The 24,788-nt window shown below is 52.4% G+C and carries 16 protein-coding genes and 1 tRNA gene; 2 read left to right on the top strand and 15 right to left on the bottom strand.

The features are described 5' to 3' along the window. Positions 1–308: 308 nt before the first annotated feature. From rplI to rnr, 5 genes are all read right to left on the bottom strand, one after another. Entirely contained in the window at positions 309–755 is a 447-nt protein-coding gene (gene rplI, locus EL386_RS10025) for a 50S ribosomal protein L9 (RefSeq protein WP_126455835.1), read from the bottom strand. An 18-nt stretch (positions 756–773) separates the two neighbouring features. Beyond that, positions 774–998: a 30S ribosomal protein S18 gene (gene rpsR, locus EL386_RS10030; protein ID WP_126455837.1), complete on the bottom strand. Its 225-nt coding sequence runs from the start codon at positions 996–998 to the stop codon at positions 774–776. Positions 999–1,028: 30 nt separating this feature from the next. Continuing rightward, on the bottom strand, positions 1,029–1,463 hold the full coding sequence (gene rpsF, locus EL386_RS10035; protein WP_126455840.1) for a 30S ribosomal protein S6: 435 nt from the start codon (positions 1,461–1,463) through the stop codon (positions 1,029–1,031). Positions 1,464–1,744: 281 nt separating this feature from the next. Further along, a complete protein-coding gene (gene rlmB / locus EL386_RS10040) occupies positions 1,745–2,488 on the bottom strand; it encodes a 23S rRNA (guanosine(2251)-2'-O)-methyltransferase RlmB (protein ID WP_126455842.1) in 744 nt (247 codons plus the stop codon). Between the two features lie 11 nt (positions 2,489–2,499). Continuing rightward, complete coding sequence (rnr, locus tag EL386_RS10045; RefSeq protein WP_126455844.1) at positions 2,500–4,899, bottom strand: ribonuclease R; 2,400 nt, start codon at positions 4,897–4,899, stop codon at positions 2,500–2,502. 108 nt (positions 4,900–5,007) lie between these two features. On the opposite strand from rnr, the gene EL386_RS10050 reads away from it, so the two are divergent. Further along, positions 5,008–5,094: transfer RNA gene (locus tag EL386_RS10050), tRNA-Leu, on the top strand. Positions 5,095–5,217: 123 nt separating this feature from the next. On the opposite strand, the gene EL386_RS10055 is transcribed toward EL386_RS10050, so the two are convergent. The 6 genes from EL386_RS10055 to EL386_RS10080 all read right to left on the bottom strand — a co-directional run bounded on the left by EL386_RS10055 (position 5,218) and on the right by EL386_RS10080 (position 12,596). Continuing rightward, positions 5,218–6,405 carry a hypothetical protein gene (locus tag EL386_RS10055; protein ID WP_126455846.1) on the bottom strand — a complete coding sequence of 396 codons (1,188 nt, stop codon included), beginning with the start codon at positions 6,403–6,405 and terminating at the stop codon, positions 5,218–5,220. Between the two features lie 12 nt (positions 6,406–6,417). Next, the gene (locus tag EL386_RS10060) at positions 6,418–7,233 is read right to left on the bottom strand and encodes an outer membrane lipoprotein-sorting protein (RefSeq protein ID WP_126455849.1); all 816 of its coding nucleotides are present in this window, start codon (positions 7,231–7,233) and stop codon (positions 6,418–6,420) included. Next, complete coding sequence (locus EL386_RS10065) at positions 7,202–9,568, bottom strand: efflux RND transporter permease subunit (RefSeq protein ID WP_126455851.1); 2,367 nt, start codon at positions 9,566–9,568, stop codon at positions 7,202–7,204. Before EL386_RS10065 ends, EL386_RS10060 begins: the two co-directional genes overlap by 32 nt. 43 nt (positions 9,569–9,611) lie before the next feature. Further along, on the bottom strand, positions 9,612–10,466 hold the full coding sequence (locus EL386_RS10070) for a class I SAM-dependent methyltransferase (RefSeq protein WP_172597700.1): 855 nt from the start codon (positions 10,464–10,466) through the stop codon (positions 9,612–9,614). 13 nt (positions 10,467–10,479) lie between these two features. Then, positions 10,480–11,382, bottom strand: a complete 903-nt coding sequence (locus EL386_RS10075) for a sulfurtransferase (RefSeq protein ID WP_126455856.1) — start codon at positions 11,380–11,382, stop codon at positions 10,480–10,482. A gap of 326 nt (positions 11,383–11,708) precedes the next feature. Next, complete coding sequence (locus tag EL386_RS10080) at positions 11,709–12,596, bottom strand: LysR family transcriptional regulator (protein WP_126455858.1); 888 nt, start codon at positions 12,594–12,596, stop codon at positions 11,709–11,711. A gap of 108 nt (positions 12,597–12,704) precedes the next feature. Between EL386_RS10080 and EL386_RS10085 the strand changes: the two genes are divergently transcribed. Then, positions 12,705–13,217, top strand: a complete 513-nt coding sequence (locus EL386_RS10085; RefSeq protein ID WP_126455860.1) for a hypothetical protein — start codon at positions 12,705–12,707, stop codon at positions 13,215–13,217. 176 nt (positions 13,218–13,393) lie between these two features. Here the strand turns inward: EL386_RS10085 and EL386_RS10090 are convergent, their stop codons facing one another. From EL386_RS10090 to EL386_RS10110, 4 genes are all read right to left on the bottom strand, one after another. Continuing rightward, positions 13,394–14,248 carry an REP-associated tyrosine transposase gene (locus tag EL386_RS10090; protein WP_126455863.1) on the bottom strand — a complete coding sequence of 285 codons (855 nt, stop codon included), beginning with the start codon at positions 14,246–14,248 and terminating at the stop codon, positions 13,394–13,396. 128 nt (positions 14,249–14,376) lie between these two features. Next, the gene (locus tag EL386_RS10095; RefSeq protein WP_126455864.1) at positions 14,377–14,748 is read right to left on the bottom strand and encodes a hypothetical protein; all 372 of its coding nucleotides are present in this window, start codon (positions 14,746–14,748) and stop codon (positions 14,377–14,379) included. Then, positions 14,748–23,168 (bottom strand): RHS repeat-associated core domain-containing protein, encoded by an 8,421-nt coding sequence (locus tag EL386_RS10100; protein WP_172597701.1) that lies wholly within the window; start codon positions 23,166–23,168, stop codon positions 14,748–14,750. Before EL386_RS10100 ends, EL386_RS10095 begins: the two co-directional genes overlap by 1 nt. A gap of 67 nt (positions 23,169–23,235) precedes the next feature. Next, a complete protein-coding gene (locus tag EL386_RS10110; RefSeq protein ID WP_126455871.1) occupies positions 23,236–24,708 on the bottom strand; it encodes a hypothetical protein in 1,473 nt (490 codons plus the stop codon). Positions 24,709–24,788 lie beyond the last annotated feature (80 nt).

Below are 24,788 nucleotides of genomic sequence, written 5' to 3' on the forward strand. Positions count from 1 at the left end.
TCTGTATAAAATAGAAGGGTTGGGAGTTAATAACGCAAAGGTCGCAAAGACGCAGAGTGCGCGAAGAAAAAGCTTAAAACAGTATATATTTAGGGAAAACCATCAAATCGTGCCTGAATAGTGGTACTTTTCGCCTGTGCTCGGCTTAGCTCCTGAACGAAAAAACTTATAGCCCTTTGCGTCCTCTGCGTCTTTGCGACCTTTGCGTTTATGACTCGAAATGAAACATGGGCATATGATACTCCATAAAAAAGCCCGGCCTGCTTTCGCAGACCGGGCCTTTTAGCCAGCCGAAACCCGTGGGGTTATTATTCGCCCGCCACAACCACCTTAACGGTGCTGTTGATGTCGGTGTGCAGGTGAACGGCGATATCGAACTCACCTATATCACGAATGGCACCTTCCGGCATGCGTACTTCGGACTTGCTGATTTCAACGCCGGCGGCCGTAATGGCATCCGCGACATCGATATTGCTCACAGAACCGAACAGCTTGCCTTCGTCTGAGGCCTTGCGGCTAATCGTAACCGTCAGATCAGCCAGCTTATCGGCGCGGGCCTGGGCGGCGGCCAGTTTCTCAGCAGCGACCTTCTCCAGCTCGGCGCGACGGGCTTCAAATGCCGCCACATTACTTTCTGTAGCTGGCACAGCCTTGCCGGTCGGGATCAGGAAGTTACGACCAAAACCTGGCTTAACATTGACCTTATCACCCAGATCGCCGAGGTTCTGTACTTTTTCAAGCAGGATAATTTGCATTATTCAGTACCCCTAACCTTAGTGTGAATCTGTGTACGGCAACAGCGCCAGGTAACGTGCGCGCTTGATGGCCGTGGCGAGCTGGCGCTGGTAGCGCGCCTTGGTACCGGTGATACGGCTAGGGACAATCTTGCCGTTCTCGGTAACGTAGTTTTTCAGGGTGGCGATATCTTTGTAATCAATGTGATCGACACCTTCTGCGGTAAACCGGCAGAATTTTTTGCGACGGAAATAACGTGACATTTTCTATTCTCCTCGAATCGTCGGCGCGCCTTACTCGGCAGCGGCCTCGGCGTCTGTGCTTGCTTCAACAGGGGCTGCGGTGGCAGGGGCTTCTTTGCCCGCTACATCAGCCGGGGCAGACCTTTCTGCAGGCTTTTCACGCTCATCCTTGGCCTTGGCCAGGGGTGAGGTTTCAGTGATGGCGGCATCACACTTGATGACCATGTTACGGATCACGGCATCGTTGAAACGGAAAGCAGACTCAAGTTCATCCAGGGCGTCCTGGCCGCACTCGATGTTCATGAGCACGTAGTGGGCCTTGTGGATTTTGTTGATAGGGTAAGCGAGCTGACGACGACCCCAGTCTTCAAAACGGTGGATTTTGCCTTCTTTGGCTTCGATGCCTGAACGGTAACGTTCAATCATCGCCGGGACCTGCTCACTCTGGTCAGGGTGGACCAGAAACACGATTTCATAGTGTCGCATAGTGCTCCTCGCGGAATTAGCCTCCCGATTCACGGTGAGGCAAGGAGTTAAACAAATTGTGGCTCGCAGTCAGACTGTGAGGTCGCGCATTGTACCCATACCCGGCAAAATAGGCAAATCCTTTGCCTTGTCAGGCGCTTAGCCACTAGACGAAGAGACCGGACCACAAGCCGGCACGGGTCGCCTTGTGCCGTCCGGGAAGTCCCGTCATGATAGCGGGAAATGGCTTTTCCCTTGTAAAAACAATGCTAAAGCCGGGGTGGCAGGCAAATTACCAGGGCTTACATGCCACGCTGGCGCAACGCCTCGAATAGACACACGGCCGTTGCCACCGAGACATTCAGGCTCTCGACACTGCCCCGCATCGGGATCTTCACCAGCACATCACAGGCCTCGCGGGTCAGACGACGCAGGCCCTTGTCTTCGGCACCCATAATGATGGCCAGCGGCCCTTTCAGTTCGGCCGCATACAGCGAGGTCTCGGTTTCACCGGCGGCCCCCACCAGCCAGATACCGCGTTCCTGTAAGCTGCGCAGGGTACGGGCTAGATTGGTCACGGTGATAAAGGGCACGGTCTCCGCGGCACCGCTGGCGACCTTGCGCACGGTTGCGTTCAGGCCCGCGGCACGGTCTTTTGGCGCGATGACCGCATGCACACCCGCGGCATCGGCGCTGCGCAGGCAGGCGCCGAGATTATGCGGGTCTTGCACGCCGTCCAGTACCAGTAATAGCGGTGGTTCGTTCAGGTCATCCAGCAACGTCTGCAAGGCATTCTCGTTCTTCGCCGAGGCGACGCGGCAGCGCACGACCACGCCCTGATGCCGATCGGCCTTGACCAGATCGGTGAGCTGATCTTTTTTGAGTAACTGGATCGCAAAACCCTGCTGGCGAATTTTATCGACAAGCTTACCAAGACGTTGGTCATGCCGGCCCTTATCAACCCAGACCTCAAGGATGGCCGACGGGTCACGGTTGAGGATCGCCTCGACCGCATGCATACCGTAAATAAATTGTGACTCCGCCATGGGCTTTCAGGTTAACGTCGTGTCCGCGTCTTGCTACGTGACTTTTTGGCCGCCTTTTTTGCTGTCTTTTTCTTTGCAGAGGACTTTTTCTTAGTGGCCTTCTTGTCTGACCCGGACGCCGATTTTTTCTCCGCAGAGGCCCTTCTGGAACCCCTCTTCCCTGAGGTTTTTTTACCCCTGGCCTTTTTGCCCTGACGCACCGAGGCAATTTTATGTTTGGCATAGGCCTCGGAGCTGCTCAATACCTCAAGCATCGCGAAGTCGATCTTGCGCGTATCGAGGTCGACACGACTGACCTTGATGCGCAGGCGATCGCCGATGCGGAAACAGGTGCCATTGTTTTCACCAATGAGGCAGTGCGAGACCGGGTCGAAGTGATAAAAGTCATTATCCAGTGCCGTCACATGCACCAGGCCTTCAACATAGATTTCGTCAAGCTCAACAAAGACCCCGAAACTGGTCACGGCAGAGATAGTGCCGTTAAAGTCATCGCCAACCTTGTCCATCATGTATTCACACTTCAGCCAGGAAACCACATCGCGTGTGGCATCGTCGGCACGGCGTTCGGTCATCGAGCACTGTTCACCAAGGCGCTGCATGGCCGCCTCGTTGTAGGTAAAGTTTTCAGGCTTACCCCCGGCGAGGATATGGCGGATGCCCCGGTGCACGAGCAGGTCCGGGTAACGGCGGATCGGCGAGGTGAAGTGGGCATAGTGTTCCAGCGCCAGACCAAAGTGCCCGGCCTGTTCCGGGCTATACACGGCCCGTTGCAGGGAACGTAGTAATATGGTTTGTATCAGGTGCGCATCGGGGCGCCCTTCGATCTGTGTTAATACTTTTGCGTAGTGCCCCGGCTCCGGGTCACTGCCACCTTCCAGGCTCAGGCCCAGTTCACGCAGGAACTCATGCAGGTCACTGAGGCGATCCGTCTCCGGGCCCTCATGGACACGATACAGGGCCGGCATCTTGTGTTTGGAGAGAAATGCCGCGGCGGCAATATTCGCCGAGATCATGCACTCTTCGATCAGCTTGTGGGCATCATTACGCACGACCGGGGTAATGCGTTCAATCTTACGCTCCTCGCCGAAGACAATACGGGTCTCGGTGGTTTCAAAATCGATCGCGCCACGCGTCTCGCGCGAGACACGCAGGACCTTATATAAGGCATACAGTGACTCCAGGTGTGGCACGAGGGTTTCATATTTCGCTCGCAACGCCCTATCACCCTCGACCAGCATGGCACCGACCTGGGTATAGGTCAGGCGCGCATGCGAGCGCATGACACCGCGCATGAAGCCATAATTCTTGATCTTGCCCTTGGCATCGAAGAACAGCTCGCAGACCATGCACAGGCGATCGACATCAGGATTGAGGGAACACAGGCCGTTCGACAACACCTCGGGCAACATCGGGATGACCTGCTCGGGGAAGTACACCGAATTACCGCGTTCCACGGCCTCTTTATCCAGTGCATTGCCCGGCTCGACATACGACGAGACATCGGCAATCGCCACCAGCAGCCGCCAGCCATTGCCGTGTGGTTCACAGTAGACGGCGTCATCGAAGTCACGCGCATCCTCACCGTCAATGGTCAGCAGCGGCAGCTCACGCAGGTCTTCACGGCCTTCCATATCGGTGGTCGGGATGCTGTCACCAAAACGTGTCGCCTCGTCCATGACCGCATCCGGCCACTCGTGCGGCAGGCCATGACTGCGGATGGCGACATCGATCTCCATGCCCGGTGCCATGTGATCGCCGAGGATCTCGCTGATGCGACCAATCGGCTGTGAACGGCGTGAGGGCTGTTCAATGATGACGGCGACGACGATCTGGCCTTCCTTGGCGTCATTACGGTGTTCAGGCGGGATGATGAGGTCCTGCAGGCGCGGGTTATCCGGGGCGACGAAACCGATACTGGCCTCCTCAAAGTAACGCCCGACCACACTCTCGTTATGGCGTTCAAGCACCTCGACCACGGAACCCTCGCGACGACCACGGCGGTCCAGGCCGGTGACCCGCACCATGGCCTTGTCGCCATGCAGCACACCGCGCATCTGGCGGGCATGCAGGAAGACGTCATCGCCACCCTCTTCCGGGATCAGGAAGCCAAAACCGTCGGCATGGGCAGAAATGCGTCCCTTTACCAGGTCCAGTCGCTCGGGCAGGCAATAACTGCCCCGGCGGTTACGGATCAACTGGCCATCGCGCTCCATGGCGTTGAGGCGGCGTTGCAGGGCAATACGGTCGTCATCCTCGAAAAGCCCCAGGCGCTGGGCGAGGAGCTTGAAATCCAGCGGGGTTTCGGTCTCACCCAACACCTCGAGGATAAACTCGCGGCTGGGGATGGGCTGGGCATATTTTTCCGACTCGCGTTCGGCGAACGGGTCGTTAACAGGTTTTTTTGAAGTCATAAGGCGTATTGTGACACTCTTCGGCGGGTGAGGGAATTGACATCGGCAGGGACTCTCGGTAAAGTGCGCCGCTTCCAGTAGTCGTGCCCCTGGCCGACGGACGGATATGCCGAGGTGGTGAAATTGGTAGACACGCTAGCTTCAGGTGCTAGTGGGGGCAACCCCGTGGAGGTTCAAGTCCTCTCCTCGGCACCATTTATTATTCTCTTTGTTAATGTTTCCCAGAATACCAGCCGTTCTCGTAAGACGTGAATTATAAAGGTCTTTTCAGGCTACCGCCAGTGATCTTAGGTTCCACCCCTCAGGCTTTCATCTAGTTCAAAAATACCGCGCCAGGCGTAATGCCACAAAACTGTCCTTGTGTAGTGCCGACAATGCACGGTTTTCCTTACTATTCAAAAACCAGCGGCTTTCCAGTTCCAGACTCCAGTGGTTATCCAGGCGCCGTTTGGCCTCAATGGAAAAGATGCTCGAGCTGTCGTGCCGGTCGATCACCACACCGGCCAGCAACTCGCTATCCTCTGGGTCATTCATAGCCAGGCGGGCGGCCAGAAAGAGGTCATTGTCAAAGACCACGGCGGGCGCCTTCGTGGCATCGTCATCCCGGCCGTCATACATAACTTCCAGCAACAGTCCTAAATCCGCATCGCTATCGGAGATTTGATAAAGCGTGTATTCAAATCCGCCCACCATGGCCCCAAAACGGTCACCATTCTGTGAACGCAGAATGCCTTCGAACTTCCATAACCAGGCATCATTGGTGTACTGGATATCGGTACCGAGCTGGTCAATCTGATCGTATTGCGCGACCAGGCGGCTGCCCGTCTCATTTAACAACAATCGTGGTTCGCGTCCGGTGCCTTTGAAATAATACGCGCCGAAATCCCATTCACCGATATAGTGTGAATAACGCAGGGCCAGATCCACGTGGCCTTGTTCGGCAGCCGATTCATACACGGCGTCTCGCGCGACTACCGGTTGGGCGCGTAGGCGTCCTTGTTCAGAGGCAAAACTGCGCTGGCGAAACCCGGGCAGGATAAACATGCTGAGGGTTCCCCAATCCTGTTCGGTCGCCAGCTTAATCATCGGCTGGCCGAATTTCTCCTCAGCATCGATGTCTTCAACCAGGTCTGTTTGGTTGATGATGTCTACCAGGTGGTTCGATTCCGCCACCCCCCAAAACACCCGATTGACACCCAGCAACAGCGTCCATTGCTCGCCGAGGTGTTGCCAGTATGCTTCACGGATATCCACATGGCTGCGCTGCGCATCACGACTGTCGAGCCGGGCAAAGGGAATGAAACTGAATTTATCCTTGCCACTTTCCGTCTGCGTGCGAAATTCAGGCTGCAGGATTAAGGAATGCTGCAAGCCATTGAACTGTCGCGCATGCCGCGCATCGGATACAAACCCCCGTAACTCACCGGCCACAAAACCGGAAAGTTTTACCTCCTCTGCTTGTGCAAGCCATGGCAGCACCGTTAATAACCAGACCAGGTATTTCATGATGTAAAAGTATCATCGCGCCCTGAGTAGGCCGGTTTTGCGAAAGTCCCGGTCTTTAAGCCCGGTCTTGAATTTATAATCCGCGTAGACCAACTCCGTACTTTTACCCGTTTGCAGGTTTTCCATGAGAAAATGATGTGCCCGCCAGATGTTACCCGGGTATTGCCGATAATCATCCATGACCTGGGTCTTTAATAATTCCCCGCGCCGCTCATAAAATTCAATTTTACGGATTTGGTGTATCTCCTGATCAATCCAGGCCACCTGGCGGGTATAACCGGAATACTCATACTCGGGGTAACGCTCGACGATGTCACATTGCATTGCCCCGCACGCCTGACTACCGACATATTTATATTTGTATTTGTTCAGCTCCGAGGCGGTAAGGTCTTCAAATGCAAACTCACTACCCACAAAAGGCCCGGATTTGTTCACGGAAGAGATGCGTTTGATGCGTTTCAGGGCTGGCAAATAAAGCCATTGATCGTCCGCATCGAGGATCTTTGCATGCGACAGCATTGCCGTACCACTGATGTCTGCCGGGCTGTCAAATATGATGATGCTTTTGTCACCCACATTCTCATCAGGGATCTCCAGCGTTTTAAGCACCAGTGTCCGCGTAGACTCACTTCCCGCGGCGTTACGCAGGGTCATTTTCAGTTTAACCTGGCTATCACCAAAACCCCGATCGCTACGATCACTGCGTGCCGAAATTTCGTAACCTTTTTGTTCCGCTGTCCCGGCAAGGCCGGCTGCAGGCAGCAACAACAGCAATGAGGTGCTGAGGATGAGTGTTTTACGCTGTTTCTGTTGCAAGTTCGTTCTCATATTGCGCTGCTCCTTTCTGGTAGCCAATCATTAACAGTGCCGGTAACAGGAAGAAATTCACTAAGAGCGCGATAAGTATTGCAATCGCGGTTAGCAGGCCCATTTCCATATTCACCCTAAAACTTGATGTGGCCAGCCAGGCAAAGCCCGTTATCAGGATGGCCGCATTGGCCGCGATGGCCCAACCGACGGTGTTAAAGGCATATTCGATTGCGGCAGGACGATTTGCGGCCATTTCCCGCCGGGCCCGCAGGTACTTGCTCAAAAAATGCACGGTATTGTCGACAATAATGCCCAACGAGGTTGCCGAGACGGTCGCCGCCCCCATACCCACCTGACCGACCAGTAACGCCCAGATACCAAAGGTCATTAGCAGCGGTATCAGGTTGGGGATCAGGCTCAAGGCACCCAAGCCGATACTGCGCAGGCTTAACATCAGAACCAGTGCAATACCGAAGACCGCCACCGCATTTCCACTTAACATGCCGTAAATATTCCGTTCAGAGATATACGAGAACATTACCGTCGGGCTGGTCGGCGTTACCCACATGTATTCCGGCACATTATTCCGCAACCAGTTCTCGGTCTTTTTAAGAAACTGGCGCACAGCGGCGGTATGCAGTTCTTTAACCGTTACCGTGACCCGACTGGCCGATTTATCCACGCTGATGCGGTCATTCAGGTCCAGGCCATAGGGTAATGACAGCTCATAGAGCAACAGATATTGTGCCGCCAGATTACGGTCATCAGGCAAACGGTACCAGGCCTGATCATCACCATGCATATTTTTATTCAGGCGTTTGATAATGTCGGCATAGCTGTAGACATGCTCGACCTCTGGCAAACCACGTAGCCAGTTGGTAAACCTTTCAACATTTTGTAGATATTCCGGTTCACTGACACCTCCCGGTGTTTGTGCCGGTAAGGAGAATTCAAGCCGGTAAAGTCCGGTCAGGTTATCCATGGCAAACTCGGCATCCTGGCGGAACTCCATTTCCTCATCGAAGTACTTGACCCACTGGTCATTGAGCTCGATCCTCGGAATCATAGACACCAACAGGATGACGGCAATGCCGCTCACTATCAGGATAGACCTGTACTGCGATGTCACAAAGTTTGCGAAACGGGTCATCAGTGGCACTGAAGATGAAGCGCTTGCTTTTGAGGTAGCAAGCAGCATCTTGAACGGTAACACCGCAATCGTGGCCGGCAGGAATGTCAGTGACAATAACCAGGCCGCAGCAATGCCCATTGCGGTAATATTTCCCAGATACCAGAACGGTGGCGAGGCGGAAAAATTCAGACTCAGAAAGCCGATAATCGTGGTAATGCTGGTCACACTCACCGGCAGGAAATTAATTCGCATACTCTCTTTCAGGCTGCTGATCTTGTCCTTGCCCTCTCGCATCAGGCCCAGCATGGTGACAAGAATATGCACACTGTCGGCAACCGCCAGCGTCAGGATCACGGTCGGCGCCGTCATCGATATCGGGTCCAGGACAATTCCAAGATGACCGGCCAGGCCAACCGCCGCCACCGTTGAAAACATAATAACCAGCACCGTCACCAGCATGCCAAAGAAACTGCGCAGCACAATCAGGGTAACCAGTATCAATAATAGATACATGACTGGCATGAGTGTCATCGCATCAGACTGGGCGACAGCAAAGAAGGCATTATTCAGCGCAGAAATCCCGGTGATTCGCACCTTCACACCGGCATAGTCACGTTCGATCTCGCTGGCGATTTGCTCTGCAACGGCCATCGCATCCGGCAATTCCGACAGGCTCTTTTCCGGGAAATTCATAATGACATTAATGCCGGTGGTGCTGGCATCCGCTGAAATCAGTTGCCCGTTCAGCAGCGGCTCACTCAGCGCGATGTGTTGTTTTTCCTTGAGCTGTGCCGGTGACAGGGACGCACCATCACGATAAAGGTCCTCAACCGTCAAGTCGTCGGCGTTTGCCCAGCTGTTCTGAAAGTTGCTCAACGAATCAACCCGCGTAGCAAAGGGTATCTGCCACGCCCTTTCAGTTAGTCTTTCGATCGCCGCGGCGGTAGATGGCGTGAAAACCGTTTTTTCAGCCGGCTGAACGACAAACAGGATATTATCTGTTTTCGAGTAGGTCTTCTGAAACGCATTGAATGCCACCAACTCCGGGTAGTCGGGACTGAAAAAAGACTGGTAACTCGTCGATAATGTCAGGTTACGCGCACCATAACCTATCAACATAACCAATATGAGGGTCACGAGTATCACCAGCCATCGCCAGCGAATAACCATATTGGCTAGCGCCTCCGCAAGACGATCCGTTTTTGGTGGGCGGTTATTCATTTTTTATACCTTTTGACCTGTCTATGCGTAGTAAGTGAGGTGTTCACTGGTTGTTTGCTGTTACCACCCAGGTTGCGGCGCCCAACTCCACCCCCCTGAGGGTCTTGTACGGGACAAGCGTCGTGCGCAGTTCAGCGAGAAAACGTGCCTTGCTGATCTCATCCATATTGGCCGCCTCTATAGCATTACTCGCCGGGCCAATGTTGCTCAGGAACGTCACGGCCTCATCAAGACTCCTGCCGACGTTAAACATCGTGTCGAACCTCTCGATTGAGATGTCGGAAAATCCCGCCTCGGCGAGAATGTGCACGATTCGATTCGCATTACCAAACGAAAATGCCCCCGGTTCCTCCTCGGCCGATGCCGCTGGCAGCGGCACATGATTTGCGGCGATATCCAGCGGCAGACTGACCCATTGATTGGAATTGATCGGCTGCCAGCATATAAACGCCAGTCGCCCGCGAGGCTGCAGTGCTCGTCGAATGTTGTCGAACGCCGCTATCGGGTTGTCAAAAAACATCACACCAAATCGTGAGAAGGCCACATCGAAGGTCATCGACTCAAAATGATGCGACTGTGCATCAGCGCACTCGAAACTAATATTGTATTGTCCTGCAGACGCGGCCCGGCTACGGCCCTGCTCGAGGATTAGCTCTGAAATATCAACACCCTGAACCTGTCCAAAGGGGCCAACATAGTGCGCCATTTCAAACGAGGTGTCGCCGCAGCCACAACCGATATCCAGCACCCGTTCACCGGCTGATATCGCCGTTGCGGCCATGACCTCCTGGCCGAAGTCGATCAGGCTCGCATCTATCCTGTCCTGAAAACGCAGCCACTTGCGACCCCCGTCACCATTCCAGAATTCACTCATATCCATGTTGACCATGTTGCTCATACGCCGCCCCCTCTCAGTCCATATCCATCGGCAAGGACGCGTCGTTGCCCCATTCGAGCATGGAACCGTCATAGACGGAGACGTTGTCATAGCCCAACAGACTGAGTGTGAAGGCGGCATTTGATGCGGCAATGCCGCCGCCACAATAGGTAATAATCCGCTCGGCCTCAGCCACATCCACCATGGCGAACTTTTCTCGCAAGCGCGCAGCAGACAAATAGCCCCCCGTGTCGTCATCATGCAGGGAGGCAAACGGCACATTGACACTGCCGGCGATGCGGCCCTTACGGCCAAAGACCACGTCACTGCTACCCGTGTGTACCGGCGATGGCAGTGCGCTGATAATGCGCACGCCATTGTCACTGATCGATGTCAGTACCTCGTCCTTGTCGACAAAGGCGCCAGAACGAACGCGCCCGCTAAACCCACCCGGCGCGTAGATACAGGCCTGATCCGAGGCCGGACGGCCCTCCGCCTTCCACCTGGCCCAGCCGCCATTCAGGACGGCGGCGTTGTCAAAACCAAACGCGTGCAGCATCCACCATACCCGCGTCGCCCAGTTCATTTCCGTTGTGCTATAGAGCACCACCCGGCTATCATTATTGATGCCGTGACGACGCATGACCTCGATAAATTGTTCCTCAGATGGACGCATCAACGGCAGCCGGGACGAGGGATCGGACAACTCGCCCGGTATGTCGATAAATCCGGCACCGGGGATGTGCGCCTGATCAAAATCGGCACGACCCGCCTGATAAACAAAGGGAAACTGTTGCGCCTGTTCCCTGTCCGGGTTTGGCAGCACATTCACACTACAATCGAATACCCGGAGCGCGTCATCATCCAGGTGCTTCTGCAACCAGTCGCTTTCGACCAGATATTCAGGGCGTTGATACGCATGTTCATGTGTCGCCACGTCGGTTTACTCCTCTCTTGCCTACAGTCGTCAATATTCATGTACCTGACGACCACAGTAAGCGATTCCAATAACCTTGATAACAGGGTCAGAATGCATATGATTTATTCGTTTTGTGAATAAATCAGGCCTTGCCCACAAAATGGGCTGCGTATTGGATAAATTGTTTGAGCAAGCAGCGTGCGATGCGAGACGTTCGGCTATGCGCAAGGGACAAGAGGAGGCATGTGAAGGCAACTGAAGGAAAGCGACTTTCGGGGATCTACCGTCTTTATCGCTGGCAACGGCTGTAGCAGAAGACGAACCGCCGCCGGATCCCGGGACGTTTAATTTGCGGCAAGTTTTTCCCGGATGTAATCGATGAATAAACGCACCTTGGCCGGCACAAAACGACGCTCTGGATAAACCGCGTGGATATCTAACAGCGTCGGGACATATTTATCCAGGATCACCTTTACCTGCCCGCTTTTAATGCAGTCACCCATAAGCCATATCGGGGTCACCGCAATACCCTGCCCGGCCAGTACGGCCTGACGAATGGTGCGGGGATTATTCACACTAAAACTGCTGTTGACCCGAATGGTCTCCTTGCCCTGCGGGCCGGCGAAATGCCATTCGTTGCGCGTCGTCAGTAAGGTATAAACAATACATTTGTGCCCTTTTAAATCCTGCAGGGTTTCAGGCTCACCATAGGCCGCGAGGTACTCCGGGCTGGCAACGGTGACACGCGGGCTGTCACCAATCTTGCGTGCAACCAGGCTCGAATCGGTCAGCGGGCCCACCCGAATGGCCATGTCGACACCCTCCTTGACCAGGTCCACATAATGGTCATCCATGATCAGGTCAATATTCAGTTCCGGATACTCGGCGAGAAATTCCCACAAATGCGGCACGATGTTGAGCTCACCAAACGTGACCGGTGTATTAATGCGCAAAATGCCCGTCGGTAATGATTGCTGGTTGTGCAGTGTTGATTCGATTTCTGATACTTCATCGAGGATATGCACACACTCGTCATAATACTGTTTACCGACATCGGTTAAACTCAATTGACGTGTGCTGCGATTAATGAGCTTCACTTGCAGGTGTTTTTCCAGCGCGGCGATATGTTTACTCACCGTGGGCTGCGATAACGCCAACTCACGCGCCACTTCTGAAAAATTTCCCGTTTCGGCAACCCGCCGGAATACCGACATCGACAAGAGTACATCCATACTAGTCTTCTCATTTATTCATTTATGGAATAAATGTAATGCGTAACGCAGGCATTATCAACCAATATCGCATAGTTTAATCTTGTACCCAGATATTTACTGCCACGAGTGAGCATTCGCACCTTTACCATCATTCATCCTCGCAGAGGCACTTATATTATTATGCATAAAGCATTCTTCACATCCTTGGCCATCCTGGTGACGCTGGTCGGCAATATTTCTCCTGTAGCGGCCCGTGCGGATATCGACATGCCAGCCAAACTGAAACTGGCGATGGCTGCTTACCAGGAAAAGGGCACAAATGCCTTCCTGCCAACCTTGTTTGGCAAACAGACATCGCCCGAAGCCAATAGCAAAATTCTCCAGGAAACAGACATCCTTAAGGAAGTTGAGAAAGGTTATGGCCGCTATATAGGTCTGGAAATGGTTGATGCCATAAAAATCTCTGACTCAACCCGTATTATATTTTTCATTATGAAATATCAGCAAGGGCCCCTCTACGGCGTGATCACCACTTACAAAATCAATGACCGTGACGAGAAGATAACCGGCTTCAAGGTACATACAGAGATGCACATGATCATACCGGTAAGCCTTTTATCCCGATATGCCGATCAATAGGTGGCTTGTCATGCGCAGGATGAGAAGACTTAAATAGCCGCGACAAAGCAGAGGAGAATTGATGATGGTTGGCTGCCGATACGCGTGCCGTCCACCGCACGGGCAACGAGCCTCTCGTCCCTGAGAAAGGCTGTTTTCGTTTTGTTGATTATTCGCCGAACGGGGAGCAAGAGGGGTCAGGTCTTGTCTTTTGCCATTTCAACATTACGTATTATTCGACTGACTCTTGAATAATGCAATCCAAAGTACTCACCCACCTCTTCCATACTATAGCCACCACTTCGATAGGCATGGGTGATCGCTGTGTTTCTATCTGGAAACTTCTTTTCATAAAAACTGAGTGGCTTTGGTGGCGTGCGCTTCTGTGCAGCCGGGATTTCACTGAGTTTTATTTCCGGAGACATTTTACACAGCATATTCTCAACAAACGCCTCATCGCCCAGAAAGATTTGATTTTTCAGTTGCTCCCATGGCGAAGGTTGATGTTTGCCTTCAGACACAAACGTCTTATATCGTGTCATCGCTGTTTTCTTTTGTTTCGCAAAGGCAGAAAGTATCCAGTCGGTATGTAGCCATTTTTGTGGTACACGTTGGCCCACGGTTGCACGGTAGCTGCTCCAGGGCCATTCTTTGGCTGCTCTTACCATTCTGGCTCGAACAGGATTCAGCACGATATAACGGGCCAACTCTAACAAGTATGCGTCTTTTTCTACCAGGATGGCTTTGTAGCGGCCCTGGAAGACATGCCCGACTCGCCCATGGGTGTGATTAAAGCGTTGCGTGTAGACACCGTTTAAGTGACGCATCCCTTTTGATAGATTCTTGTCCGGTGTTTCTATCAATAGGTGGTAGTGGTTGTCCATCAGACAATAGGCATGGATAACCCAGTTATACCTGTCGCAGACTTCACCGAGAACGGTATAGAACTGTTCCCTGTCAGCCGCATTAAGATAGATGTCCTCCTGACCATCCCCCCTTGCGGTCACGTGATAAAGGGCACCAGCATATTCGATTCTTAATGGTCTGGCCATGGTTTGAATCTAACACAACAAAGGCAAAAGGCAAGACCTGACCCCGTTGTTTCCAGGCTGTTACTTAACCTTGACTCCATGAAACCCGGGCTGCTTTAGTCTATCCCTATTTTCCTCTATTTATTTCCTTATTCATTTCTTGATCCTTTAAACCACGAACGAATTGAAAAAAACCATATTAATGAAAAAATAAGACCACCTTGCACAACTGACTTCCATATATCTGGAAAACTAATTAAAGTTATACCACCCACGACTATGGAGTAAAAACCAGCCCACAATAAACAAAAACGTTGCCCTAAAATAGAACCATTTTTTGCCAGTCTAGCGAAATACACTAATAATATACTGGACAATATTGATGCTTCGCCTATACCACTACTCCAAACATCTGACCTGGAAATAACAGTACTTTCAGAGATATGGATCTGAGGGACAAATGATAAAATAACCATAAACAATAGAACATAATAAAAAAATATAGTCTGCGATTTTTTCATCACATTGTACCTTTGCAATATTGAGCAGGAGAGGTCGAATAAAGATCTTTCAAAGCATTAGCTACTTGTTGATCATAGTGTTTATAAGCATTATAAGCAGTTTCTGCAATAGCAAGCGGTATAGCAACACGTGGTGGAAGAGGGGTAATCCAAACATTTATAGGTATATTTTTCCCAAACATAATCCATGGTGAAACCTGCCATTCTCTTGTGATATTTCCACAGTCATCAATCTCAGTACATTCTATGACACCTTCCACTTTCCCTTGAATATTCCAAACTGTTTCGATAAATGAAATACTTGGCGGAAATAATCTAGCATCAAGATCAAAGTTCACACCAACCAATAATACATCACCATACACTAGCGACGGGCTCTTTGCCCATTTTGCTATTAATCTTAACCCGCTTGGATCATAGTAATTAATAGTACTTTGGTTAGAATAACTATATGTATTTAAACCACCTGCCACCCCTATTGGATCGCTTGTAATATACCTTCCTGTCTTAGGTTCATAATATCTATTCCAATTATAATGCAACCCGGTCTCAGCATCATAATACTGCCCTGGGAAGCGCAGGTTAATCGTCACGCTCCCGACGGCCTGGGACTCACCGAATGCCTTACCCTCCCAGCGCCAAACGACATTCCCTTGCTGGTCAGTCGCAAAGCGTGGCGTTAGCAAGTGATCTGTATGAAGATAAGTGACAACATCTTGCCCAGAGACATTATCGATCTGTACGGCTGGCATATCATCTTGCCAGATATAATCACGGATTGGCGTGCCATCAGCGTTGGTTTCGGTAATCAGGTTTCCATTAATGTCATAATGATAAATCGTCGTGTGAGAGGCGGTGATCTTTCTGGCCCTTTGGCCAAGTGCGTTATAGATATAGGTAGCAACCATGCTGCCGTCCTCGATTATCTCCGACAATCGACCCACATTGTTATAACGCATAGAGCGGCTTTCCAATGGTGGTTCTATCGTATTGCTTTTCAAGGTATCGATGGCAATTAGTCGGTTACTGCCAAGGTTATATTGGTAGCCACTATCTAAGGCGCCGGCTACCTGCCTACCCAGTCGGTTATCGTTCAGGTCATAACCAAAGCCAGTTAGAGCCCCATCCACACTATCGCCAACCACTCGATCTAGTTCGTCGTAATCATAATTACTAGTCTGCGGCGTGGTAGTTCTATTTAGCAGATTACTATTTGGATCATAAGTATAAGTTCGGCTGTCGACCGTGCCTACGCTTTGACTGCGTAACCTACCCTGCAGGTCGTAACTGCGTGTATCCTGCAAGCCATTACTGAACGTACATGTAGTCATTTTATTATCAGCACGATAACTGATATTATTGACCAGAAAGGTAGTGCTACCATTAAGTACGGCGCTTATACTAGCAAGCCGCCTGACGCCGTCACGGGTATAGGTCACCTGCCTTCCACTTGGCAGTGTCATGCCAATGACGTTATCACCCTCGTCATAAGTATAGACCATAGTATAGGTCACACCCAATTCCGTGCGCGACATACTGACAGGATTACCGAATGCATCATACTCATAGGTATAACTTCCACTCTCGTCATCACGTACACAGAGTTTTCCTATGCCAAAGATACAAGCATCGTAAGAATAGATCACATTTTCAGCCGAGTTGGGGTAGGTCCTCGTCAGCGGTCGTTCAAGTTCATCGTAGGTCATCTCGGCAGAAATACCACGAGCATCGATAATGCGTACAAGATTATCAGCTAGATCATACTCATAGAGGATCGACCCTCTGTCCATACTTTTTTCGCTAACTCTTCTACCTAAAACATCGTATGTATAAGCCACCTCAACTCCATTTGGAGAAGTTAGGCGTGTAACTCTATCATTTTTATCATATTCATATGAAGTTACACCATTTAGAGGATGCGTATCTTTTATCACTCTATTTGCCGTATCGTAGTATTTTATATATTCATTATTGTTAGCATCAATAAGACTAATTAAGTTTGAGTTTTCATCTAATTCATATTTTGCAATCGAAAACATCTCTCCATCATGAGGGCTAACCACAGAAACAAGTCTGTTACGCTCATCAAAGCTTTTACTCAATGCTCTTACTAATGAGCCATCCGGATCGGATCTATTAATTTCTACTATGTTGCCACTTTCATCATAGGTATTTTCAACAATTTGCCCCAAATTATCCATAATACGAACAGGGCGGCTTCTAGCATCATTTTCAATAGTAAGAATTATACCATCTGCGGTTATTATTCTAGTCAACAAACCTGCCAAGGTATAACTATAACGAGTGACTCGGGTGTTACCGGGACCAGAGGATGGCGTTTCTGTTCTAGTTTCCAATAGACCACTAACCGAATGATAGGTATATGTTGTTACCAGACCCACTGGGTCAACAGTACGAATTACCCGGCCTCTACTGTCATATTCCATTGTCATCGTATGCCCTAAGGCATTAACGATACTTACCGGGTTACCACGAGTATCACGGGTGGTCGTGGTGGTATTATTTCTCGGGTTAGTTATCGATGTAATTAGATTGAAATCTGGGTCGTAAGTATACCTATAGGTGGCAGTATTAAATTCCTCGCGCCTGCTCAGTACATTCCCTCTATCATCATACGTTCTGGTAATGACTGATTGATTTGGTCGTATAGTTTGGGTCGGGTTGGCATCTGCATCACGCTCTGTTTGCGTAACACGGCCTACTTCATCAACCTTGCGAACTTCCTTATTAAACCTGTCTAGTTCATATGTATTTGTATTTCCTCTTCCATCCATGATTACCGCGCGTGCGCTCGATGCCCGCACCAGTGGCGCAGGCCGTGTCTGGCTGCCCATGCCATCCTCACCCGTCACCATGCCGGTTTGGTTGACATTACTGGTAACACGGGGGCTGGCATCCGGCAATACCGCGTGAATCAACTGTCCGGCGCTGTTGTACTGGTATTGGGTGGTAAAACCTCTCTCATGAGTGTGTGAGATCATGAGACTACGGTCATCGTAGGCAAAGGTTTCGAAGGTATTATCCGGATAGGTAATTTTGGTCAGATTACCTTCGGCATCATGCTCAAATCGTGACACGCGGCTAGCCGGATCCGTAACTGTGCTTAGACGACCATTCTGGTAGGAAAATATCCTTACCATACCTACAGGGTCTACAACCCGCACCAAATTACCGGCAGCATCATATTCATAGCTGGTGGTATTATTATTTCGGTCTATACGCACAAGTTGTCTACCATTGCTGTCGAAAACTGTGCGAATGCCATATTTCGTAGTGTGGGTAAAGCTACTATCTGGATTTCTAACCAATGTAGAAAAATCACCATCTGGCGTTACAAACTCAGGTGTCGATGCACCGGGACTATATACGACCTTATTTCCTGTTGCATAAATGTATTGTGCGCTACCATCGCTACTAAGTGCCAGTCTATCAAGGTTCTTTAGCATCCAACCAGCGCCGAAACTACTATTTGCCTCATTAACGATGTTTACAATACCAGTAACAACCGAGGTTATTCGTGTACTCGCATAGTTACTGGTTACTCTTATTTCATAGGGATAGGAACCTTGTGCAAAATCCTGTGCATCAAAGGCAATGGAATTTCGCAGAGTTTCATTGGAGCGCAGAGCTAATTCGCTTGTATCAATATATGTCTCACCACCTTGCGCAATACCTGCAACACTTAATTGGTATGACACCGTATCTGGGATTGCCGCCCGGAATGGGATTGTGTAATTAAAACTGATAACCGGCACAGGGAATGCGCGACTTGTTTGATATAAGAATTCTGTATTTCGGCTCGTTTCTAACGACCTGTAAACAGGTAGTTCAAAGCCTGTGCTCATCCGCCCGCTTCGTAAGCAAACTGTCGATGCGTTCTTTTTACAATTCTCTGGTTCAGTTGGGTTGGCATTAGGTATAGCCTCTGGCGGCATCGGTGCCGGTGCAAACCACGACGCCTGCGGCAGCCCACCTGAAATCGTCTGGATACTCTGGCCATTTGCCGTCACTCGCCCGACGCCGACTACGCCAAACTTGCCGGTAAACGGGTCAATGGACCAGATATCGGTTTCACTGCCCGGAGCGAGATTATCAAGATTTGGGAAGGTCACCGGCACCGGCTGGCTGAAGGTCACGCCCGCCGGTTGCAGGGTGTAGAGGGTATCCGGGTCGAGGAAATCGGGCAGTGCAGCCGGGGCAAAACCGCGCGGCACCCTGCTTAGGGATAACTCGCCGGTGAACTGGCTACCGTCGTCATTGCGGGCGCTATTCGCGGGCACGCTGATAGAAATCCCCAGTTCGGCATTACTGACCGCGGTCGTTTGCGTGGGGATGACCTGGGTCAGGCTCGCCATGGCCAGGCGCGGCATGGTGAACGGCCGTTCGTGCAGATTGTTTACATTCGGAATGACCTCGACCCGCTCACGGAAAGCGGCATAGCCAGCACCGCCCGGTGCGGCATTAGCCGTTTCTCCACTGATACTCAAGATCCTCGGCTCTGGCGGCAGACCGGTCAGGGTGAAGTAACCCTGCGCATCGGTGACGGTACTGATGGCTGTGTTCAAATACGAAATCGTCGCGCCAACAATCGGGATCACGACCCCTTCTGACATACTCGTGGCATCGAGTACACGACCACTGAACTGTGTGGGCGTCAGCGGGTCTGGCGTCGGTACATTAATCGTGACGGTTTCCCTGACCTCCTCGGTGGTAGTGCGGGCAATGAAGGTAAAGCTGTGGTTGCCGGTTTGATCGGGCGCGGGGGTGAAGGCAAAGACCCCCGTAGCAATATTAAAACTGACATGTGCCGGCAGCGGCACGGGGGTAACGCTCAGTGTCACGGCCTCACCACCCGCGGCACTGGCGGTAACGGTAAAGCGCAGGGACTGCCCGAGTATGGCGGTGTGATTACCGATGGGGTTTAACACCAGGGTGCTGGAGACGACCGGGGCCAGGGTAATGGACGGGCTGACATTACCGGCCGTATCGACCACCACCAGCAACAGGTTGTCATCGGCCTGCGCGTCCACCACGGCATTAAAGCTACCATTCGCTGCAGCCAGCACCATGTTCACCTGCGCGGTACGCGGGTTGGTAATGCGCACACTGGCATTGCCCTCAACGCTGCCGCTGGCACCGGCGACACTGACCTTGCCATTGCTGGGGCTGCCACGGCTGACAAGGTTTTGCACGGCGGCGGCCGGGGCGATGCTGTCGCGGTTCACCGTTAAGAGTGACTGGGCGACATTGCCTGCGCCGTCGCTCGCCTGCAGGGTCAGGCTGTTTGCTCCTTCAACCAGTGTCGCGGTGCCGGTAAAGCTGTTATTGGCTACCAATACGACAGGCTGGCCGTTAAGACTCAGCAGCGCCGGTTCACTTAACTGGCCGGTAACGGTAATCGAAGATTGATTAGTCAGGCTGTTATTTGCCGGGCTGGTAATAGTGATGACCGGGGCCACTGTATCCTGCACCACGCTGAACGATAACGTCACACTGTTTGTTGCCAGGTCGGTGGCTACGAGCGTAAAGCTGTTGATGCCGGGCTGTAATGAAAGCGGACCATGACTGAAGCTGTTATCGGCATTCAGGGTGACGGCCTGACCATTGATGCTCAAACTGGCCGCCTCGTTGAGACTGCCGACAATACTGATTTGTTGTTGATTGGTCTGCGCGCCATCGGCCGGTGAGACCAGGGTGATCACCGGTGCTTGCGAATCGCGGGTGATGGTTCTGGTTAGGCTGCCCTGGTTGCCGGCCGGGTCTGTCGCCACGAGGGTGAAACTGTTCTCCCCTTCCACTAGTGCTAAGGGCCCATGGCTGAAACTGTTATCAGCGACCTGGCTGACGGTCTGGCCGTTAATGCTCAGCGTGACGGGTTCATTCACACTGCCTAGCAGGGTTTGCGTGGCCTGATTGGTCACCAGACCTTCAACCGGGGTATCGAGGCTGATGAAGGGTGCGAGGGTGTCGAGGGTGACGGTAAGGGTTTGCGTGCTCTGGTTACCGGCCTCATCGGTAGCGGTAAAGACAAGGTTATTCACACCTTCCTGAAGGAGTTGTGCCGGCAGGCTAAAGGCATTCGCCGCATCCAGTGTCACTTCCACGCCATTCAGGGTCAGGGCTGCCGGTTCGCTGACGCTACCGCTGAAATCCTGCAGTGCGGTCTGCGTGACCAGGTTATCTTGCGGGCTGGTAATCGTGATCTGGGGTGGCCCGGTATCCAGCGTCAGGCTCAAGAGCAATTCCGTGATATTGCCAAATGCGTCCTCGGCAATGAGGGTGAAGCTGTTCAGGCCTTCCTGCAGGGTTAGCGGGCCGAAACTGAAACGGTTATCCGCATCCACTGCGACACTTTGACCATTAATGCTCAGGCTGGCCACGGCACTCAACTCGCCAGCAAGGGTTTGTTCCGGCTGGTTAGTGATGCGTGTCAGTTCCGGGTTATCGAGGTTTATTTGTGGTGGCACTGTATTCAAGAAGACATTTACCAGTTGTGCACTGCTATTACCGGCGGCATCGGTGGCCACCAGGGTAAAGGTGTTACGGCCTTCAAGCAGGTCGACCGGGCCATGCTCGAACTGCTGGCTTGCTGTCAGCGCGATGGGCTCGCCGTTCAGGTTGAGTGCAGCCTCCTCGCTAAGGCTGCCGATAAAGTTCAGTTGTGGCTGGTTGGTCTTCAGGCCATCGGCCGGGCTGGTGAGGGTAATTTGCGGCACGGTGCTGTCACGCGTGACCGTTATTGCCAGCTGGCCGGTATTGCCGATGCGGTCAATGGCATCCAACCGGAACAGGTTTTGGCCTTCTTCGAGCGGGAACGGGCTGGTCACAAAACGGTTGTCGATATCAAGCGCTACCGCCTCACCATTCACCGTGAGGCTGGCGGTGCGGTTCAGGGCCCCATGGATCACCTGTGTTGGCTGGTTGGTGAGGCTGCCATCTTCGGGGATGTCTATGGTAATAATCAGTGGCTCGCCCAGCACCGCGACTGTTACCTCGGCCGGTTCGGAGACATTACCGGCACGGTCTTTGATAGTGACGCTGATCGTGGTTTCGTTATAGGGCAGCGGTGTCTGAATCGTGCAGCTGGCGCTTGCTTCACTTGAATTACAGACAAAGGGAACCAGTCCGGCATTGACACTGAACTCTATGCTATCAATATCCACACCGGAACCGTTATCGGCATAGCTCAATTCAACCAGCGCGTTGTCACTTTCAATGATGTCACCATCACCCGGTGCACCGATGCTAATGGTGGGGGGCAGGATATCGGCAAACAGGGCGATATCGACAACCTGTTCATCGGTGGTAATGCGATGCCCTTGTTGGCCATCTTTGCTGAACTGGAGGATTTCACGCTTCCTGGCGATCCAGGCATCACCGTTGGCGGGATCGGCCACCAGTGCGGCAACCCCGCTGGCCGGGAATGGACTTAACTGTAGAACCGCCGGGCCATCGCTGAACACCCGCAACAATTTTTTATTCGTGGCCACCCAGACATAGTCATCATCAGCCGTGGCGAGGTGGCGCAGACCCGCTAGCGGCATCTCATAGGCAAGAAGGCCGTCAGCCGTGTAACGTTGCAGGCGGTCGGTCAGCCCAACCCATAAATCGGCGTTATGATTATCGACATCGATGTCGCGGATAACACCGTCGTCATCACTTTCGTCTTTATCTTTTTTATCTTTTTTATCTTTTTTATCTTTTTTATCTTTTTTATCTTCTTTGTCTTGTTTATCGTCCTCGCTATCGTCATCCTCCTCATCAGGCAGGGTGATACGCGCAACAACGGCATCCTCGTTGGAAAACGCGGTGAGCTGCTTTTTCTCGGCCACCCAGATACGCGCATTAACCTCGTCCAGTGCCAGGGCAGTAATTTTCTTGGATAATTTAAGGCTGGCCTGAACACGCCCATCCAGGTCAAGGCGCAGCAAACGTTTACCCTGTGCCAGCCAGGCGGCAGCGAGTTTTGAGCTGACCAGCAGATGGTTGTCATCATCACTCTTGTCAGCCAGCTTTACACTGCGTGTCAGTGAACCATCGAAGCTATAGACGCGCAGTTCATCTTCGACTACCGCCCATAACTGGCCAGATTCCTCATCGACCGCCACGGCATGCACATCGTCGACATCATCCAGTCTCAGCAGGATCTCGCCCTGTGCCGTCGAGACCTTCAATACCCCTTCAGACTCGGCTATCCACAGCGCATTGCTGTTATCCGCTGCCAAGGAAAGCGGGGAGAATAAAAGCACCGACACGCTAAGCAACAACAGGCAGGCTGTCTTCTGCGCCGCCTTTATGAAGGAGGTAAAGGCAGTCCGCCAGTCACACCCCCATCCATACAGGAACGCGCTACCATAAGCGTTAGCTTGTTGCTGTTTTTGCATGCCTACCGTCAACATTCTGCCATCACCCCTGGGTTAAGCTTTTCCTTGTTATGCGCCCGTCTCTGACGAAACCATCGTTCGTCTAATAGATAGCCGGGATACGTCCTGTGTATGTGTATTGCTTTCCCGATGTTGTGATCAGGGTCGTTTCACTCAGTGCACCCGGTACTGCGGCGAGAACAATACGCTCCACCGTCTCACCCTTGGCAAAGGTCGACAGGGCATTACCCACTGATGCGGTTACCGTGTAGCTGACCGAGGCAGAGAGGATACTCGGCCCACTCGGCAGGGTAACGCTGACATTGGCGGTGGCGTTATCAACCGTACCGGTCAGTGCCGTACTCACCACTGAGGTGTTGCTGCCCGAGGCAGGGGTCACCGAGAGTGTCACGGTATTACCGACCGGGACGCCGCTGGTGGCGAACTCCACGGTGACCGGGTTGGCCGTGGTTTGTGGCAGAGTGATATCGGCATTGCCGGTTGGCGTGGCTGGGGCCGCGACACCCGCCACCGTGGTGATGCGCAGTGCGGGCAGACCAGCGATAAAGACCTCTTGTGGCGCGGCAAAACTGAATGCCGGTGTGGTGGCCGCCGTACGGGTGTAATTATCAGCTTCGAAGCGGATACGACCACTGCCTCCTGGGCCACCATTAGATGCACCGTTTATTACAGAGATACCTTGTGCAGCGCCTGCTGCGGTCACTGCGCCATTGCCGGTGATACTCGTGGCGATAATCCGGATGGCCCCGCCACTACCGGCTCCACCGGCACCGCCACTGCCACCACCACCAATACTTGCACCATTCCCGCCGTTGGCGCGAATGGTCCCGGCAATGTTCACCGTGCCGGAGGCGGCGATCAGGATCGCACCACCACCACCGCCACCACCACCACCGCCAAAGGCGGAACCCGGGAAGCCGCCACTGCCCCCCGAACCTCCGATCAGGGGTAAGAGAGATCCCGAGCCATAAGTACTAGCCAGTATTGCCGTCCCCCCCCGGGTAGGGCCACAGGTAGAAAATCGACTAGTAGTACGTAATCCTCCTGAACTACCATAACTTCCGCCTGCTCCGCCACATGGAGTAGTACCATCTAGCCCACGGGCAGGACCCGCCCCACCCGGGCCAATACCACTACTACCCGGGGCATTGGAACCGGCGATGCCACCACGTCCGCCATCAAAACCACCGGGGCCACCCAGGCCGGGCAGGCCGTCATCACCAATATTGCCATCACCGGCGGCACCGACGTTTGCTGCCGCGGTGCCGCTCAGGTCAAGCGTACCGGCGATGGTGACATCACCACTGGCAAGGATCGTGACCGGGGTATTGGTGGTGTTTTTCTGGAAGGTCACCGTGACCCCGGAAGGGATGTTCACCGTGGTGAAATTAAAAATACCATCCGGTGGTAGTTGCAGTTGCGTATTCACCGTTGGTGAGAAGGCGCCGTCACTGCCGGTGCTGCCGCTGGTAAAGGCGAAAGCCGTATTCATGCCTGAGCTAACCAGCACCGTCATAACCAGACTACGTATCATCATTCCGTTTGAGTTTTTCATTTTCCGATTCCTCTTTCCTGACTCAATGTCTTTTACTGTTTCCGTTGTTTGTGCTTGTCTTTTCATTAACGTCTGTATTG

The sequence above is a fragment of the Sulfuriflexus mobilis genome (genome assembly GCF_003967195.1).
In the GTDB taxonomy this organism is placed as follows: Bacteria; Pseudomonadota; Gammaproteobacteria; order AKS1; family AKS1; genus Sulfuriflexus; species Sulfuriflexus mobilis.

Excerpts from the sequence above, each read along its gene's own strand:
- rnr (WP_126455844.1), bottom strand. The coding sequence starts at position 4,899 with ATGACTTCAAAAAAACCTGTTAACGACCCGTTCGCCGAACGCGAGTCG.
- rpsF (WP_126455840.1), bottom strand. The coding sequence starts at position 1,463 with ATGCGACACTATGAAATCGTGTTTCTGGTCCACCCTGACCAGAGTGAG.
- EL386_RS10090 (WP_126455863.1), bottom strand. The coding sequence starts at position 14,248 with ATGGCCAGACCATTAAGAATCGAATATGCTGGTGCCCTTTATCACGTG.
- EL386_RS10055 (WP_126455846.1), bottom strand. The coding sequence starts at position 6,405 with ATGAAATACCTGGTCTGGTTATTAACGGTGCTGCCATGGCTTGCACAA.
- EL386_RS10065 (WP_126455851.1), bottom strand. The coding sequence starts at position 9,568 with ATGAATAACCGCCCACCAAAAACGGATCGTCTTGCGGAGGCGCTAGCC.
- rlmB (WP_126455842.1), bottom strand. The coding sequence starts at position 2,488 with ATGGCGGAGTCACAATTTATTTACGGTATGCATGCGGTCGAGGCGATC.
- rpsR (WP_126455837.1), bottom strand. The coding sequence starts at position 998 with ATGTCACGTTATTTCCGTCGCAAAAAATTCTGCCGGTTTACCGCAGAA.
- rplI (WP_126455835.1), bottom strand. The coding sequence starts at position 755 with ATGCAAATTATCCTGCTTGAAAAAGTACAGAACCTCGGCGATCTGGGT.
- EL386_RS10095 (WP_126455864.1), bottom strand. The coding sequence starts at position 14,748 with ATGAAAAAATCGCAGACTATATTTTTTTATTATGTTCTATTGTTTATG.
- EL386_RS10070 (WP_172597700.1), bottom strand. The coding sequence starts at position 10,466 with ATGAGCAACATGGTCAACATGGATATGAGTGAATTCTGGAATGGTGAC.
- EL386_RS10060 (WP_126455849.1), bottom strand. The coding sequence starts at position 7,233 with ATGAGAACGAACTTGCAACAGAAACAGCGTAAAACACTCATCCTCAGC.
- EL386_RS10100 (WP_172597701.1), bottom strand. The coding sequence starts at position 23,168 with ATGTTGACGGTAGGCATGCAAAAACAGCAACAAGCTAACGCTTATGGT.
- EL386_RS10110 (WP_126455871.1), bottom strand. The coding sequence starts at position 24,708 with ATGAAAAACTCAAACGGAATGATGATACGTAGTCTGGTTATGACGGTG.
- EL386_RS10080 (WP_126455858.1), bottom strand. The coding sequence starts at position 12,596 with ATGGATGTACTCTTGTCGATGTCGGTATTCCGGCGGGTTGCCGAAACG.